Annotated in this window: 12 protein-coding genes; 10 read left to right on the top strand and 2 right to left on the bottom strand. The window is 64.5% G+C overall.

The features are described 5' to 3' along the window. Window position 1: 1 nt before the first annotated feature. Complete coding sequence (locus E8F20_RS27505) at window positions 2–3,076, top strand: efflux RND transporter permease subunit (RefSeq protein ID WP_280286578.1); 3,075 nt, start codon at window positions 2–4, stop codon at window positions 3,074–3,076. Window positions 3,077–3,260: 184 nt separating this feature from the next. Here the strand turns inward: E8F20_RS27505 and E8F20_RS27500 are convergent, their stop codons facing one another. After that, complete coding sequence (locus E8F20_RS27500; protein ID WP_280286577.1) at window positions 3,261–3,998, bottom strand: thioredoxin family protein; 738 nt, start codon at window positions 3,996–3,998, stop codon at window positions 3,261–3,263. Window positions 3,999–4,105: 107 nt separating this feature from the next. Beyond that, window positions 4,106–5,119 (bottom strand): AraC family transcriptional regulator, encoded by a 1,014-nt coding sequence (locus E8F20_RS27495; RefSeq protein ID WP_280286576.1) that lies wholly within the window; start codon window positions 5,117–5,119, stop codon window positions 4,106–4,108. A 741-nt stretch (window positions 5,120–5,860) separates the two neighbouring features. Between E8F20_RS27495 and antA the strand changes: the two genes are divergently transcribed. From antA to E8F20_RS27450, 9 genes are all read left to right on the top strand, one after another. Next, window positions 5,861–7,255 carry an anthranilate 1,2-dioxygenase large subunit gene (gene antA / locus E8F20_RS27490; protein WP_280286575.1) on the top strand — a complete coding sequence of 465 codons (1,395 nt, stop codon included), beginning with the start codon at window positions 5,861–5,863 and terminating at the stop codon, window positions 7,253–7,255. Further along, window positions 7,252–7,743 (top strand): anthranilate 1,2-dioxygenase small subunit, encoded by a 492-nt coding sequence (antB, locus tag E8F20_RS27485; protein ID WP_280286574.1) that lies wholly within the window; start codon window positions 7,252–7,254, stop codon window positions 7,741–7,743. Before antA ends, antB begins: the two co-directional genes overlap by 4 nt. Before the next feature lie 19 nt (window positions 7,744–7,762). Then, window positions 7,763–8,788 carry an anthranilate 1,2-dioxygenase electron transfer component AntC gene (gene antC / locus E8F20_RS27480; protein WP_280286573.1) on the top strand — a complete coding sequence of 342 codons (1,026 nt, stop codon included), beginning with the start codon at window positions 7,763–7,765 and terminating at the stop codon, window positions 8,786–8,788. Window positions 8,789–9,019: 231 nt separating this feature from the next. Continuing rightward, window positions 9,020–10,183, top strand: coding sequence for an ABC transporter substrate-binding protein (locus tag E8F20_RS27475; RefSeq protein ID WP_280286572.1), 1,164 nt, complete (start codon window positions 9,020–9,022; stop codon window positions 10,181–10,183). 61 nt (window positions 10,184–10,244) lie between these two features. Beyond that, window positions 10,245–11,156: a branched-chain amino acid ABC transporter permease gene (locus E8F20_RS27470; RefSeq protein ID WP_137822891.1), complete on the top strand. Its 912-nt coding sequence runs from the start codon at window positions 10,245–10,247 to the stop codon at window positions 11,154–11,156. A 10-nt stretch (window positions 11,157–11,166) separates the two neighbouring features. After that, window positions 11,167–12,186, top strand: coding sequence for a branched-chain amino acid ABC transporter permease (locus tag E8F20_RS27465; RefSeq protein ID WP_280286571.1), 1,020 nt, complete (start codon window positions 11,167–11,169; stop codon window positions 12,184–12,186). Next, window positions 12,183–12,932 (top strand): ABC transporter ATP-binding protein, encoded by a 750-nt coding sequence (locus E8F20_RS27460; RefSeq protein WP_280286570.1) that lies wholly within the window; start codon window positions 12,183–12,185, stop codon window positions 12,930–12,932. The genes E8F20_RS27465 and E8F20_RS27460 overlap by 4 nt, the downstream gene beginning before the upstream one ends. Continuing rightward, complete coding sequence (locus E8F20_RS27455) at window positions 12,925–13,614, top strand: ABC transporter ATP-binding protein (protein WP_280286569.1); 690 nt, start codon at window positions 12,925–12,927, stop codon at window positions 13,612–13,614. Before E8F20_RS27460 ends, E8F20_RS27455 begins: the two co-directional genes overlap by 8 nt. Before the next feature lie 129 nt (window positions 13,615–13,743). Then, on the top strand, window positions 13,744–14,997 hold the full coding sequence (locus tag E8F20_RS27450) for an OprD family porin (RefSeq protein ID WP_280286568.1): 1,254 nt from the start codon (window positions 13,744–13,746) through the stop codon (window positions 14,995–14,997). Window positions 14,998–15,040 lie beyond the last annotated feature (43 nt).

Here is a 15,040-nt window from a genome sequence, read left to right as displayed (position 1 = left end):
GATGAGCCGCTTCAACCTCTCAGCCTTCGCCGTGCAGAACCGCGCCGTCACCCTCTTCCTGATCATCGCCACCCTGATCGCCGGCGCCATTGCCTTCAGCAAGCTGGGGCGCGCCGAAGACCCGTCCTTCACGGTCAAGACCATGACCATCACCGCCGCCTGGCCCGGCGCCACCGCGCGGGAAATGCAGGAGCAGGTGGCAGACCGCCTGGAAAAGCGCCTGCAGGAACTGGACTTCTACGACCGGGTTGAAACCATCGCCCAACCTGGCTTCGTCTCGATGAAGCTCCAGTACCTCGATTCCACGCGGCCCGGCGACATCCAAGAGCTCTTCTACCAGACCCGCAAGAAGCTCTCCGACGAAGCCAAGCGTCTGCCGCAAGGCGTGGTCGGGCCTTTCTTCAACGACGAATACTCCGACGTCTACTTCGCCCTCTATGCCCTCGAAGCCGAGCAACTGCCCCACCGCCAACTGGTGCAGATGGCCGAGGACCTGCGCCAGGGCCTGCTCAACCTGCCCGGTGTGAAGAAGGTCAACATCCTCGGCGAACAGGCCCAGCGCATCTTCGTCGAGTTCTCCTATGAGCGCCTGGCGACCCTGGGCCTCAAGCCCGAACAGATCTTCGAAGCCCTGGGCAAGCAGAACGGCGTGGCCCCGGCGGGCTTCGTCGAAACCAGCGGGCCGCGCGCCTACATCCGCCTGGACGGCGCCTTCGACAGCCTGAAGCTGATCGAGAACGTGCCCATCAACGCCAACGGCAAACTGCTGCGCATCGCCGACGTCGCCACGGTAAAGCGCGGCTATGAAGATCCACCCAGCTACCGTATCCGCCACCAGGGCGAGCCGGCGCTGATGCTCGGTGTGATCATGGAGAAGCATTTCAATGGCCTGGAGCTGGACAAATCCCTGCAGGCCGAGGAAGAGCGCATCCACGCCGGGCTGCCGCTTGGCGTGACCTTCGACAAGGTCTCCGACCAGGCCGAAAAGATCCGCATCGCGGTCAACGAGTTCATGCTCAAGTTCTTCGTCGCCCTCGGCGTAGTGATGCTGATCAGCCTGCTGGCCCTGGGTTTCCGCGTCGGCCTGGTGGTGGCGGCAGCGGTGCCGCTGACCCTGTCCATCGTCTTCGTAGTGATGCTGATGACCGGCCGCGAGTTCGACCGCATCACTCTCGGCGCGCTGATCTTGTCCCTTGGCCTGCTGGTGGACGACGCCATCATCGCCATCGAAATGATGGTGGTGAAACTGGAGGAAGGCCTGGACCGTGTCCAGGCCGCCACCTTCGCCTGGACCTCCACCGCCGCGCCCATGCTTACCGGCACCCTGGTGACCGTGATCGGCTTCCTGCCGGTGGGCTTCGCCAAGTCCGGCGCCGGGGAATACGCCGGCAACATCTTCTGGATCGTCGGCTTCGCCCTGATCGCCTCCTGGGTGGTAGCGGTGTTCTTCACGCCCTACCTGGGGGTGAAACTGCTGCCGAACATCAAACCGGTGCCCGGCGGCCATGAAGCGCTCTACGCCACCCGCCTCTACCAGCGCCTGCGCGCGCTGGTCACCTGGTGCGTCAACCATCGCAAGTCGGTCACCGCGCTGGTGGTGCTGGCCTTCGTGCTCAGCGGCCTGGGCATGGGCGTGGTGAAGAAGCAGTTCTTCCCCAACTCCGACCGCTCCGAACTGCTGGTCGAGGTCTATATGCCGCCGGGCAGCGCGTTCAAGGCCACCGAAGCCGTGGTCGCGCAGCTGGAAAAGGCCCTGCTGGACGAACCGCAGACCAAGCTGGTTGACGCCTACGTGGGTGGCGGCGCACCGCGCTTCTTCCTGTCCCTGAACCCCGAACTGCCGGACCCGGCCTTCGCCAAGATCATCGTGCAGACAGCGAACTCAGACGCCCGCGACGCCCTCAAGGCGCGCATGCGTGAGCGCATCGAAGCCGGTGAATTCCCGTCCGCACGCGTACGCGTCACCCAACTGCTGTTCGGCCCGCCGGTCCCCTTCCCGGTCGTGTTCCGCGTTTCTGGCCCGGACCTCGACACCCTGCGCCAGATCAGCGAAGACGTTCGCACCGTGGTCGCAGCCAACAGCCTGACCCGCGACACCTTCGTCGACTGGGGCGAGCGCAGCAGCGCCTATCGCCTGGTACTGGACCAGGACCGCCTGCGCCTGCTCGGCTTCACCCCCAACGAAGTCAAGAGCCAGCTCAATGCCCTGCTCACCGGCAACCCGGTGACCGAAGTGCGTGAAGGCACACGCACCGTGGCCGTGATGGTGCGGGCGCTGAATGCCCAACGGGAAAACCTCGGCGGCATCCAGGGCCTGACCATCACCAACTCAGCCGGCGTCTCGGTGCCGCTCGAACAAGTCGGCCGCTTCCAGCCTGTGATGGAAGATCCCATCCTCAAGCGCCGCGACCGCGAACCGACTTTCGAAGTGCGCGCCGACATCGTTGCCGGCACCCAGCCGCCGGATGTGGAGAAGGCCGTCTACGCCCAGCTGCAACCGCTGATCGCCAAGCTGCCGGCGGGCTACAAGGTGACCATCGCCGGCCCGGTGGAAGAAAGCGCCAAGGCGAACAAGGCGCTCGCCGTGCTGTTCCCGGTGATGATCCTGCTGACCCTGGTGGTGATCATGTTCCAGGTGCGTTCCTTCGGCGTGATGTTCATGGTCTTCGCCACCGCGCCCCTGGGTCTGATCGGCGCCATCCCGGCGCTGCTGCTGTTCAACCAGCCCTTCGGCTTCAACGCCATCCTGGCGCTGATCGGCATCGGCGGCATCCTGATGCGCAATACCCTGATCTTCACCGACCAGATCGAACAGGAGCGGGCCCACGGCCGCCCCCTGCGCGAAGCCATCATCGAAGCCACCGTCCGCCGCGCCCGCCCGGTACTGCTCACGGCCCTGGCCGCCGCCCTGGCCTTCATCCCGCTGACCTTCTCGGTGTTCTGGTCATCCCTGGCCTACGTGCTGATCGGCGGCGTGCTGGTGGGCACCGTGCTGACCCTGCTGTTCCTGCCGGCGCTGTGCGCACTGGTACTGCGGAAGGAAAAACCGATAACCACCGCAGCGGCCCTGGCATGAGGCGGTAAACCTCCTGTAGGTGCGAATTCATTCGCCAAGGGCAACGCAGTTGCCCCCGGGGCCAGTCAGGGCAGACCGGCGGCCTGCTTGGCAAATGAATTCCCCCCCACAAAGAAGCGGACCATCCCCCGGATTTCATCCGGGCTACACGGCCAATCACCCCAGTAATGCGGCGCTGGACGCATTAATCCGCGCAGCAGCTGTGCACCTTGGCGGGCTCGTCCTCGTAGCGGTCGTGGTAGGTCATCCAGTCCATGATTTCCGCTTCGTCCCGTCCCTTGGGCAGCAAGTCGAGGAAGTTGTACGCCCCCACCAGCAGGTCCAGTCCCCGGGCGTAGGTGGAATAGGTGTGGAAAATCTGCCCCGCCTCGTTGCGGTAGAACACGCTGAGCCCTGGCATGTCCTCGCCCGGGTCCTTGCTGGTGCCGTAGTTGTAGCGCGCGGTGCCGGCGTCGATGTCTTCGCGCCGTGCGGCCACGCCGAAGTCCTGGTTGAAGCTGCTGCCCTGGGACGACACCCACTTGAACGTCCAGCCCATGCGCTTGCGGAAAGCCTGGAACTCCTGCAAAGGCGCCCGCGACACGCAGAGCAAGGTCACATCGTGGTGTTTGAGATGCTGGTTGGGGCCGTCGATATGGTCGGCAAGGAATGAGCAACCCGGGCAGCCCTCCTTCCAGCCGGGACCGAACATGAAGTGGTAGACCACCAGCGTGCTGCGCCCGTCGAACAGGTCGGCCAGGGTTTCCCAGCCGTCCGGTCCCTCGAAGGCGTAGACCTGCTCGATGCGTACCCAGGGCAGCGCACGGCGCTCGGCACTGAGCTTGTCGCGCTCGCGGGTGAAGGCCTTTTCCTGGCGCAGCAACGCCTCACGGGCCTGAAGCCATTCTGCTCGAGAAACTACGGGGTGATTGTCGATTTTCATGGTGCGCACTCCTGAACCAGACGTTGATAGGGATCTCGCCCTGGTAGTCGTCCGGCAGCGGGAGCGCTCGACAATAGTGCGAAGCGTTGGCGACGAGCGGTCTCGCCTCAGAAGCTGAGGCCGCGTCTGGCCTCCAGCCGCTGGACAGTGGCGCTCGGTGTTTCGCCGAACAGCTTGCGGTACTCGCTGGAGAAGCGCCCGAGGTGATTGAAGCCCCAGGCCATGGCAATCTCGGAGATGTTGCGCTGCGAGCGATCCTCGAGGATGTCCTGGCGCACGGCGGTCAGCCGATGCTTCTTCAAGTAGGCCATCGGCGACTGGTCGAAGTACTTCCTGAAGCCCTCGAACAGCTTGAAGCGCGAAACGCCGGCGGCTCGCTCGATATCTTCCAGACAGATGTCCTCGCGGGCATGGGCCTGGATGAACGAGCGGGCACGCAGCAGGTAGTGCGGCAGCTTGATCTCCAGACGCTCGCGCAGCTCGTCCGAATAGTTGTTCGGTTGCGCCAGGATCAGTCCCTTGATCAGCGCGCTTTCCAGGTCGCGGGTGAAGAACAGCTGGCCGTAGAGGTCACGGCTGCGTTCCAACTCATCGATCAGGTGCCGGGCCATGCGCCACCAGGACGCAGCCGCGCCATCCACGGCGTCCATCTCGGCCTGGAAGCATATGGGCAAGTCCACGCTGCGCTGCAGCAGGTCTTCCAGCGTCTGCTGCATGGCAGCACGGGGAATGGCCACTTGCAGCTTGTGGCAGTCGCCGCCGATGGTCAGCTCCTGGTGCTCGTGGGGCGAGACGATCACGCCCCAATCGCGATCCGAATGCAGCAGACGACCGGACTTGGCCAGCTCCTGCTCGCCGCGGAGAGGCAGGCTGACGCTGTAGCAGTTGAGGTTCATTTCTTCACCGACGCCGATGGTGACGTCGGTGCCGTACTCCACATAGCCCAGGGTCGTGGACATCGAGGGCAGCACATTGCCGCTGTGGTGGAACTGGATGCGTTCGGGCCTCGCCACCTTCAAGTGGTGAGGGCCGCAAATGTTCGACATCCAGGACCGGGCTCCGGCCAGATCGTAGCGATCGGCGGATATGTCTCGAAAATGAAGATGGTTCTTCGTACTCATCACGCGGCACCCAACACGGCAATTGGAGATGCGCGCTCTAGCGGCGCGTCGAGTTAAAGCAGGCAAGCTCCATGCCACGCCAGCACGATCCTTCGAAGAGCAGAAAACGAGGATAGCATTGGCCAACTTTCCGGATAGAACCGTTCCTCCCGCCCCCGGACGGGTCACCTCAAAGAACCAGACCGCGCGTCTGGACGCCTCATCCCAGAGCGTTGCTGCCACGCCCTGAAGCACGCGCAGCAACGTTTCGATGCGCGCCTTGCCCACCGTCACCGGCGCCACTCGATGACGCACCGCCAGACAGGTGAAGCGCCCCAGTGTTACCCGACTTGGGAAGGGCGCGCAGGCAAAGGGTTACCCGCGCAGCACCGGCGGATAGTCTTCGCCAATTTTTCGGATAGCGCGCAGCGAACGAATCGGGTAGCCATCCGCCCTTTCCACGATTTTGCGTTACCTCGTGCCAATCCAGGCCAGGCCACCGTTACCGCGCCCCGTCAACCTGCCGACAGCGTGGATTCAATTCCCCTTCAGCACCTCGCCGCTATCCGCTTCCCGGACAAAGGCTATCCACTTTTTCCGACCGCCCGAAATCCGCTGAAAACCCCGTCCCCTGCGCCTTGCGGCCAGCCAGCCGAACACAAAATTTTCGGCGCATCTTTGCCAACCAAGCGGATAGACCGGGGAAGTCCCGGCTCCTTCTAATGGCCTCCACTGTTTCGCCCGATGTGGAAGGTGCCACCCATGAATACTTCGAATAAAAACGTTGCGCAGTGGAGAGAGTACGTCAGCGGCTGCCTGGACTTCCGTCCGGCCGAAGGCGTGTACCGCATTGCCCGGGACATGTTCACCGAGCCGGAGCTGTTCGACCTGGAGATGGAGCTGATCTTCGAGAAGAACTGGATCTACGCCTGCCACGAGAGCGAGATCCCCAACGTCCACGACTTCATGACGATGCGCGCCGGCCGCCAGCCAATGATCATCACCCGTGACGGCAATGGCGCGCTGAACGCCCTGATCAACGCCTGCCAGCATCGCGGCGCCACCCTCACCCGTGTGGGCAAGGGCAACCAGTCCACCTTCACCTGCCCCTTCCACGCCTGGTGCTACAAGAGCGACGGCCGTCTGGTGAAGGTCAAGGCGCCCGGCGAGTACCCGGAAGGCTTCGACAAGGCCACCCGTGGCCTGAAGAAAGCCCGCATCGAAAGCTACAAGGGCTTCGTCTTCATCAGCCTGGACCCCAACGGCACCGACTCCCTGGAAGACTTCCTCGGCGACGCCAAGGTGTTCTTCGACATGATGGTCGCCCAGTCGCCCACCGGTGAGCTGGAAGTGCTGCCCGGCAGGTCCACCTACACCTTCGACGGCAACTGGAAGTTGCAGAACGAGAACGGCCTGGACGGTTATCACGTCAGCACCGTGCACTACAACTACGTGGCCACCGTGCAACACCGCCAGCAGGTCAACGCCGCCAAGGGTGGCGCCAGCAGCACCCTGGACTACAGCAAGCTCGGCGCCGGCGATGCGGAGACCGACGATGGCTGGTTCTCATTCCACAACGGCCACAGCGTGCTGTTCAGCGACATGCCCAACCCCACCGTGCGTCCCGGCTACGCCACCGTGATGCCGCGTCTGGTGGAAGAGCACGGCCAGGCCAAGGCGGAGTGGATGATGCACCGCCTGCGCAACCTGAACATCTACCCCAGCCTGTTCTTCATGGACCAGATCAGCTCCCAACTGCGCATCGTGCGCCCGGTGGCCTGGAACAAGACCGAGGTCATCAGCCAGTGCATCGGCGTGAAAGGCGAATCCGACGCCGACCGCGAGAGCCGCATCCGCCAGTTCGAGGACTTCTTCAACGTCTCCGGCCTCGGCACCCCCGACGACCTGGTGGAATTCCGCGAACAGCAACGCGGCTTCCAGGGCCGCCTCGAGCGCTGGAGCGACATCTCCCGCGGCTACGGCAAGTGGGTCACCGGCGCCACGCCGAACAGCCAGACCCTGGGCATCGCCCCGGTGATGACCGGCACCGAATTCACCCATGAAGGCCTGTACGTGAACCAGCACAGCAACTGGCAGCGGTTCCTGCTCCAGGGCCTGGACCAGAAAGCCCTGAAACTGCAGGAGGTGCAGGCATGAACCCGCAGCTGCAATACCAGATCGAACAGTTCCTCTACCGCAAGTCGGCCCTGTGCGACGCCCAGGACTGGGACGCCTACCTGGACCTGTTCGACGAGCAGTGTGAGTACCACCTGCCGCAGTGGGAGTCCGAGCACCAGTACACCACCGACCCGAAGCGCGGCATGTCGCTGATCTACTACAGCAACCGCTCGGGCCTGGAAGACCGCGTATTCCGCATCCGCACCGGCAAGGCCGCCTCAACCATCCCAATGCCGCGCACCCTGCACCAGATCAGCAACGTGCGCATCAAGGAGCGTGACGACGGCCAACTGGAAGTGAAGACCAACTGGCACACCCTGTACTTCCGGCTAGGCCAGAGCGAGCAGTTCTTCGGCCATGCGACCTACCACCTCAAGCCCACGGGCGAGAGCTGGAAGATCACCCGCAAGCACATGCTCCTGCTCAACGACACCATCAACTCGGTGCTCGATTTCTACCACCTCTGATTGCCCGGATGTACGCGCCATGAACCACAAGGTCGCCTTCAGTTTTGCCGATGGCAAAACGCTGTTCTTCCCCGTGCACGGCAACGAGATCCTGCTCGATGCCGCCCTGCGCAACGGCATCAACATTCCGCTGGACTGCCGCGAGGGCGTCTGCGGCACCTGCATGGGCCGCTGCGAGTCCGGCCGCTACGCCATGGACTACGTGGACGAGGAGGCCTTGTCGGCCAAGGACCTGGAACAGCGCAAAATGCTTACCTGCCAGACCCGCGTGCAGTCCGACGCCGCCTTCTACTTCGACTTCGACTCGGCGCTCTGCGGCGCGTCGAAGACGGTGGAAGAGCGCGGCATCGTCACCCATGTCGAGCAGGTCTCACCGAGCACCGCCATCCTTCACCTGGATGCCGGTGTCGACGGCCAGCACCTCGACTTCCTGCCGGGCCAATACGCCCGCTTACAGGTACCGGGCACGGACTCGAAACGCTCCTACTCCTTCGCCAACCGGCCGAATGCAGAGAACAAGCTGCAGTTCCTCATCCGCCTGCTGCCGGACGGGGCGATGAGCAACTACATCCGCGAGCGCTGCAAGGTGGGCGACGAGATCCGCTTCGAGGCCCCACTGGGTGCCTTCTACATGCGCCACATCGAGAAGCCGCTGCTGCTGGTAGCCGGCGGCACCGGACTCTCGGCCTTCCTCGGCATGCTCGACGAAATCGCCGAGCGCGGCGGCTGCGGCCAGCCGGTGCACCTGTTCTACGGCGTGCGTCAGGTGGCCGACCTCTGCGAGTTGGAGCGCATCCAGGGCTACGCCGCGCGCATCCCCCGTTTCAGCTTCACCCCGGTGATCAGCGACGAAGGTCAGGACTGGAATGGCAAACGCGGCTACGTACCCGAGCACTTCGATGCAGCCGCCCTGCGCGAAGCCCCCTTCGACATGTACCTGTGCGGCCCGCCGCCGATGGTCGAGTCGGTGAAGACCTGGCTCACGGAAAACAGCCTCGACAACGGCCACCTGTATTTCGAGAAGTTCACCGAGAGCAATACCTGAAAAGCCCGCTCTGACCTCTCCGTAGGATGGGTAGAGCCTGCGAAACCCATCGATTAGCGACCTCAAGCGCCATCGGACTCGATGCCCTGGCACGGCCAGCATGGGTTTCGCTCCGCTCCACCCATCCTACGAGAGCAAGAAGAACAAAAGCGCTCCACCTGCTTCACCAACTGCCCACACAACAACTAGCAGGCCGGGTCACGACGGCACTGCGCAACCAAGGCGGTAACCATGAAAAAGACCCTTGAACTTGCGATGCTCGGGGCCGCACTGGCCTCTTCCCTTCCCGCCCTGGCACAGGACCCTGTGCGCATCGGCTTCATCACCACCCTTTCGACCCCGGCCGGTTACCTCGGCGAGGACGCCCGCGACGCCTTCCGCCTGGCCATGGAGCAGGAAGGCGGCAAACTCGGCGGCGTGCCGGTGGAACTGGTGGTCGAGGACGACGGCCTGCAACCTGCCAAGGGCAAGCAGATCATCGACCGCATGAGCCTGGACGGCATCTCCCTCTACACTGGCGTGATGTTCTCCAATGTGCTGGCCGCCGTGGTCAACGGCGCCACCCAGGGCGACCGTTTCTACATCAGCACCAACGCCGCACCTTCCAACCTTGCCGGCGCGCAGTGCAAGCCGAACTACTTCGCTGCCTCCTACCAGAACGATGTGCCCCATGAGATGGCCGGCGTTGCCGCCAACGACCTGGGCTACAAGAAGATGGTCATCCTGGCGCCCAACTACCAGGCCGGTCGCGATGCGCTGGCCGGGTTCAAGCGCACTTTCAAGGGCGAAGTCACCGAGATCTACACCAAGCTCAACCAGCTGGACTTCTCCGTGGAACTGGCGCGCATCCGCTCGCTGAACCCGGACGCCGTGTTCCAGTTCCATCCTGGTGGTGCCGGCATCAACTTCGCCAAGCAGTACGGCAGCTCGGGTCTGGCGAAGAGCATTCCAATGGTGGTGCCGGTGTTTTCCATGGATGAACGCATGCTCGCGGCTACCGGCAACGTGGCCGAGGGCGTCAACGTGGTGAGCGGCTGGAACCCGCAGTCCGACAACCCGACCAACCAGGCCTTCATCAAGGCCTTCACCGAGAAGTACAACCGCGCGCCGACCATGTATGCCGCCCAGGGCTACGACACCGCGCGCCTGATCGGCTCGGCACTCAAGGCCACCAACGGCAACCTCAAGGACGCCGATGCCTTCCGCGCGGCCCTGCGCGATGCCCGCTTCGACTCGGTACGTGGCGACTTCCGCTTCGGCAGCAACCAGCATGCGGTGATCGACTGGCACCTGCTCAAGGTCCAGGCCGGCGCCGACGGCAAGCTCGCCGAAGTGCCGGTGAAGACCATCGCCAAGGCCCAGGTGGACAGCTACGCAGCCCAGTGCGCGCTCTGATTCCAACCTGATCCGCCTGCCCGCCGGCCACACCGGCGGGCCACCACCGCAGGACTTCGCCATGCTGTTGCTCGAACAACTTCTCAATGGCCTGCAGTACAGCGCCCTGCTGTTTCTGCTCGCCTCCGGCCTGACGCTGATCTTCGGCATCATGGGCGTCATCAACCTGGCCCACGGCGCCTTCTACATGGTCGGCGCCTTCTGTGCCGCCTATACCGCCATTGCCAGCGGCTCGTTCTGGCTCGGCGGCCTCGCCGCCCTGGCCGGTGCCGCGCTCTACGGCCTGGTGATCGAAACCGGGATCATCCGCCGTCTCTACAACCGCGACCATCTGGACCAGGTGCTGGCCACCCTCGCAGTGGTGTTCTTCACCAACGAGCTGATCACCCTGCTGTTCGGCCGCAGCCCGCCGGCCATGCCGACGCCGGACTGGTACAACGCCTTCGTCGAAGTGCTCCCCGGCCTGATGTACCCGGTCAGCCGCCTGCTCTTCATCGGCGCGGGCCTGCTGGTGGCGTTGGGCATGTGGCTGCTGATCAACCACACCCGCCTGGGCATGCTCATTCGCGCCGGCGCCGACGACCACGAGATGGTCGGTGCGCTGGGGGTAAACATCAGCCGTCTCTACACCCTGGTATTCGTTTTCGGCTGCATGCTCTGCGGCCTCGCCGGGTTCATGGCCGCGCCGCTGCTCTCGGTGGAGATCGGCATGGGCGAGAAGGTGCTGATCACTACGTTCGTGGTCATCGTCGTCGGCGGCGTTGGCTCGGTGCGCGGTGCCCTGGTGGGCGCCCTGCTGATCGGCATGGTCGACAGCCTGGGCCGCGCCTACATCCCGCAACTGCTGGACCAGCTGCTGCCGGCCGAGGTCAGCGGTGCCCTGAGCGCCGGGCTGATATCCGCCAGCGCGTACATCGTCATGGCCCTGGTGCTGCTGGTGCGTCCGCGTGGCCTGCTGCCGGCCCGCGCCTGAGGAGAATCCCATGTCCCGTCGCCTCTTTATCGACCTGGCCTGCCTGGCCACCTTCGCGCTGATGCCCCTGGTGGCAGCGCTGTTCGACGAACCCTTCCTGGTCAGCCTGTTCACGCGCCTGGCCATCTACGGCATGGCCGCCGCCAGCCTGGACCTGCTGATCGGCTACGGCGCCCTGGTCAGCTTCGGCCACGCGGCCTTCTTCGGCCTGGGCGGCTACGTGGTCGGCATCATCGCCTTCCACAGCTCGCAGGCGATGCCGCTGTGGGGCTGGGAAGGCAGCAACAGCGCGCTGGTGGTCTGGCCGCTGGCCCTACTCTGCTGCGCCCTGCTTGGCCTGGTGATGGGCTACCTGTCGCTGCGCACCAGCGGCGTGCAGTTCATCATGATCACCCTGGCCTTCAGCCAGATGCTCTATTTCATCCTCGGTTCGCTGTCGCTCTACGGCGGTGACGACGGCATCCTGATGAACGAGCGCAACAGCCTGCCCGGCCTCGACCTGAATGACGCCAACGCGTTCTACTACCTCTGCGTAGCCCTGCTGGTGGGCTGGCTGTTGTTCTGTCGGCGCCTGGTGGATTCGCGATTCGGCTTCGTCCTGCGCGGCCTCAAGCAGAGCGAGCGGCGTACCGTCAGCCTCGGCCTGAAACCCCTGCGCTATCGCCTCACCACCTTCGTCATCGCCGGCCTCGGCGCGGGGCTGGCCGGTGTGCTCTGGGCCAACTACGCGCTGTTCGTCAGCCCTGACATGGGCGCCTGGCAGAAGTCCGGTGAACTGATGGCGATGGTCATCCTCGGCGGCGTCGGCACCCTCCTCGGCCCGGTGCTGGGAGCGGCTGTCTACCTCGGCCTGGAACAGCTGTTGAGCCTGTGGACCGAGCACTGGCTGCTGATCTTCGGCCCCCTCCTGCTGCTGGTAGTGCTGTTCGGCCGCCAGGGCATCTACGGCCTGCTGATGGCCCGTCAAGGGCCGCGCAAGGTCTCCGCCAAGTCCCCCCCTGTCGCCACCACCCGCGAGGTGCACCCATGAGCGCGCAACTGTCCATTCGGGGCCTGGAAAAGGCCTTCGGTGCAGTGAAAGCCACCAACGGCGCCAACCTGGAGCTGGCCGCTGGCGAGTTGCACGCCATCATCGGCCCCAACGGCGCCGGCAAGTCGACGTTGATCTCGCAGATCGCCGGGGAAATCCGCCCGGACAAGGGCCAGATCCTCTTCGCCGGCCAGGACATCACCGACGTGCCGGCCCATGAGCGGCCGCGCCTGGGCCTGGCCCGCTCCTTCCAGGTCAGCCAGCTCTACCCGGACTTCAGCCTGCTGGAGAACGTCGCGGTGGCCATCGCTGCCCGCGAAGGCAAGAGTTTCGGCATGTGGCGCCCGCTGTCCCGTGACCGCCGCCTGCTGGACCCGGCCCAGGGCTACCTGGAACAGGTGGGCCTCGGTCGCCGCGCGCAGGACCTGGTGAGCGAGCTGTCCCACGGCGAACGCCGCCAGCTGGAACTGGCCCTGGCACTGGCCCAGGAAGCCTCGGTCCTGCTGCTGGACGAACCCATGGCCGGCATGGGGGCGGAAGAATCCGCACGCATGACCGAGCTGCTCCAGTCGCTCAAGGGGCGCTACGCCATTCTGCTGGTAGAGCACGACATGGATGCCGTGTTCGCCCTCGCCGACCGCATCACCGTACTGGTCTATGGCCAGACCATCCTCACCGGCTCCGTCGAAGAAGTCCGCAGCAACGCGCAGGTCCGCACTGCCTACCTGGGGGAAGAACATGCTTGAAGTCAGTGGATTGCAGGCCGGCTACGGCCTGAGCCAGGTGCTGTTCGACATGCACCTGAGCATCGAACAGGGTCAGGTGGTCTCGCTGATAGGCCGTAACGGCATGGGCAAGACCACCACCGTGAAATCCATCATGGGCCTGCTCAAGCCCAGTGCCGGCAGTATCCGCATCCACGGCCAGGAGATGCGCGGCGCCATGCCCTACCGCATCGCCCAGGCGGGCCTCGGACTGGTGCCAGAGGGCCGCCGCGCCTTCGGCAGCCTGAGCGTGAAGGAAAACCTGCTGGCCACCGCCACCAAGGGCGGCAAGTGGGACCTGGCGCGCATCTACGCGCTGTTCCCGCGTCTGCAAGAGCGCCGGGAGCAATTGTCCAGGACCCTCTCCGGCGGCGAGCAACAGATGCTGGTGGTGGGCCGCGCACTGATGACCAACCCGCAGTTGCTGATCCTCGACGAAGCCACCGAAGGCCTGGCCCCGGTGATCCGCGAGACCATCTGGAACTGCCTGGCCACCCTCAAGGCCGAGGGCGAAACCATCCTGGTCATCGACAAGAACCTCAAGGAGATGGCGCGGGTGGTCGATCGCCACCACATCATCGAGAAGGGCCGACAGGTCTGGCAGGGCACGCCGGATCAACTCGCCGCGACACCGGAGTTGTCGCACCGATACCTGGGCGTCTAGCTCGCCCTTGAATCCGGCCCGTAGTCACGACGGGCCGGACACCCCGACGCAACCCGCCCTCCATCGGCCTCCTCGAAGGCCGGCGGCGGACGGTTGCGCCCAGAAAACCAGAAGAAGAAGAGCCTTGCGATGATCTACAAGTCCCGTGCGTTCCCGATCCTTTTGAGCACCCTCCCGCTTTCGGCCCTGGCTGCAGAATCCGGCTTCATCGCGGATTCCACCGCGACCCTGCAACTGCGCAATTACTACTTCAGCCGCGACTTCTCCGACATCGTCGGGCCGAACCAGCAGTCCAAGGCCGAGGAATGGGCCCAGGGCTTCATCCTCAACTTCAAGTCCGGCTATACCCCTGGACCGGTGGGCTTCGGCATCGATGCCATCGGCACCCTCGGCATCAAGCTCGACAGCAGCCCCGACCGCGTCAACACCGGCCTGCTGCCGGTGCAGGAAGATGGCGAGGCCGCCGACGACTACAGCCGCCTGGGCGTGGCCGGCAAGATGCGCATGTCGAAGACCGAGCTGAAAGTCGGCGAGCTGCAACCCAACCTGCCGGTACTGATGTTCAGCGACATCCGCCTGCTGCCGCCCAGCTACCAGGGCGCCAGCATCACCTCCAATGAGATCGCCGGCCTGACCTTGCAAGGCGGCCACCTGACCGGCACCAGCCTGCGCAACGAGGCCGGCGACGACAAGATCCAGGCCCAGATCGGCTACCAACCGCAGCGCCAGGCCGCAAGCGATGCCTTCAACTACGCCGGCGCCGACTACGCCTTCAACGCCAACCGCACCACGGTAGGTGCCTGGTACGCGCAGCTGGAGGACATCTACGACCAGCGCCTGATCAGCCTCAAGCACGCCGAGCCGGTGGGTGACTGGGTACTGGGCGCCAACATGGGCTTCTACGACTCCGCCGAAGACGGCAAGAAGCTGATCGGGGAGGTCGACAACCAGGCCTTCTACTCCCTGCTCTCGGCCAAGCGCGGCGGCCATACCTTCTTCGTCGGCTACCAGGGCATGTACGGCGACCAGGGCTTCCCCAAGGTGTTCGCCAACATCACACCGCTGGGCAACGAAGTGCCGACCTACGAGTTCGCTTCGGCGGATGAGCGCTCCTGGCAGGTGCGCCATGACTACGACTTCGCCGCCCTCGGCATCCCCGGCCTGACCACCACTGTGCGCTACATCAAGGGCGACAACGTGGATACCGGCAAGGGCTTCGAAGGCGAGGACTGGGAACGCGACCTGGATATCGGCTACGTGATCCAGAGCGGCTCGCTCAAGGGCCTGGGTGTGCGCATCCGCAATGTCACCGCACGTTCCAACTACCGCACCGACATTGACGAGAACCGGCTGATCCTCAATTACACATTGGCACTGTTCTAAGACCGAGCACCAAGATCAGGCCTCGGCACGGCCTGCTCTACCT

Origin of the sequence: Pseudomonas sp. BN415 (genome assembly GCF_029871195.1) — a bacterium.
Taxonomy (GTDB): domain Bacteria; phylum Pseudomonadota; class Gammaproteobacteria; order Pseudomonadales; family Pseudomonadaceae; genus Metapseudomonas; species Metapseudomonas resinovorans.
The sequence above is the reverse complement of the archived record's forward strand: the minus strand, read 5'-3'. Positions and strand labels throughout refer to the sequence as shown.

Coding starts and splice junctions, on each gene's coding strand:
- E8F20_RS27505 (WP_280286578.1), top strand. CDS start 2: ATGAGCCGCTTCAACCTCTCAGCCTTCGCCGTGCAGAACCGCGCCGTC.
- E8F20_RS27500 (WP_280286577.1), bottom strand. CDS start 3,998: ATGAAAATCGACAATCACCCCGTAGTTTCTCGAGCAGAATGGCTTCAG.
- E8F20_RS27495 (WP_280286576.1), bottom strand. CDS start 5,119: ATGAGTACGAAGAACCATCTTCATTTTCGAGACATATCCGCCGATCGC.
- antA (WP_280286575.1), top strand. CDS start 5,861: ATGAATACTTCGAATAAAAACGTTGCGCAGTGGAGAGAGTACGTCAGC.
- antB (WP_280286574.1), top strand. CDS start 7,252: ATGAACCCGCAGCTGCAATACCAGATCGAACAGTTCCTCTACCGCAAG.
- antC (WP_280286573.1), top strand. CDS start 7,763: ATGAACCACAAGGTCGCCTTCAGTTTTGCCGATGGCAAAACGCTGTTC.
- E8F20_RS27475 (WP_280286572.1), top strand. CDS start 9,020: ATGAAAAAGACCCTTGAACTTGCGATGCTCGGGGCCGCACTGGCCTCT.
- E8F20_RS27470 (WP_137822891.1), top strand. CDS start 10,245: ATGCTGTTGCTCGAACAACTTCTCAATGGCCTGCAGTACAGCGCCCTG.
- E8F20_RS27465 (WP_280286571.1), top strand. CDS start 11,167: ATGTCCCGTCGCCTCTTTATCGACCTGGCCTGCCTGGCCACCTTCGCG.
- E8F20_RS27460 (WP_280286570.1), top strand. CDS start 12,183: ATGAGCGCGCAACTGTCCATTCGGGGCCTGGAAAAGGCCTTCGGTGCA.
- E8F20_RS27455 (WP_280286569.1), top strand. CDS start 12,925: ATGCTTGAAGTCAGTGGATTGCAGGCCGGCTACGGCCTGAGCCAGGTG.
- E8F20_RS27450 (WP_280286568.1), top strand. CDS start 13,744: ATGATCTACAAGTCCCGTGCGTTCCCGATCCTTTTGAGCACCCTCCCG.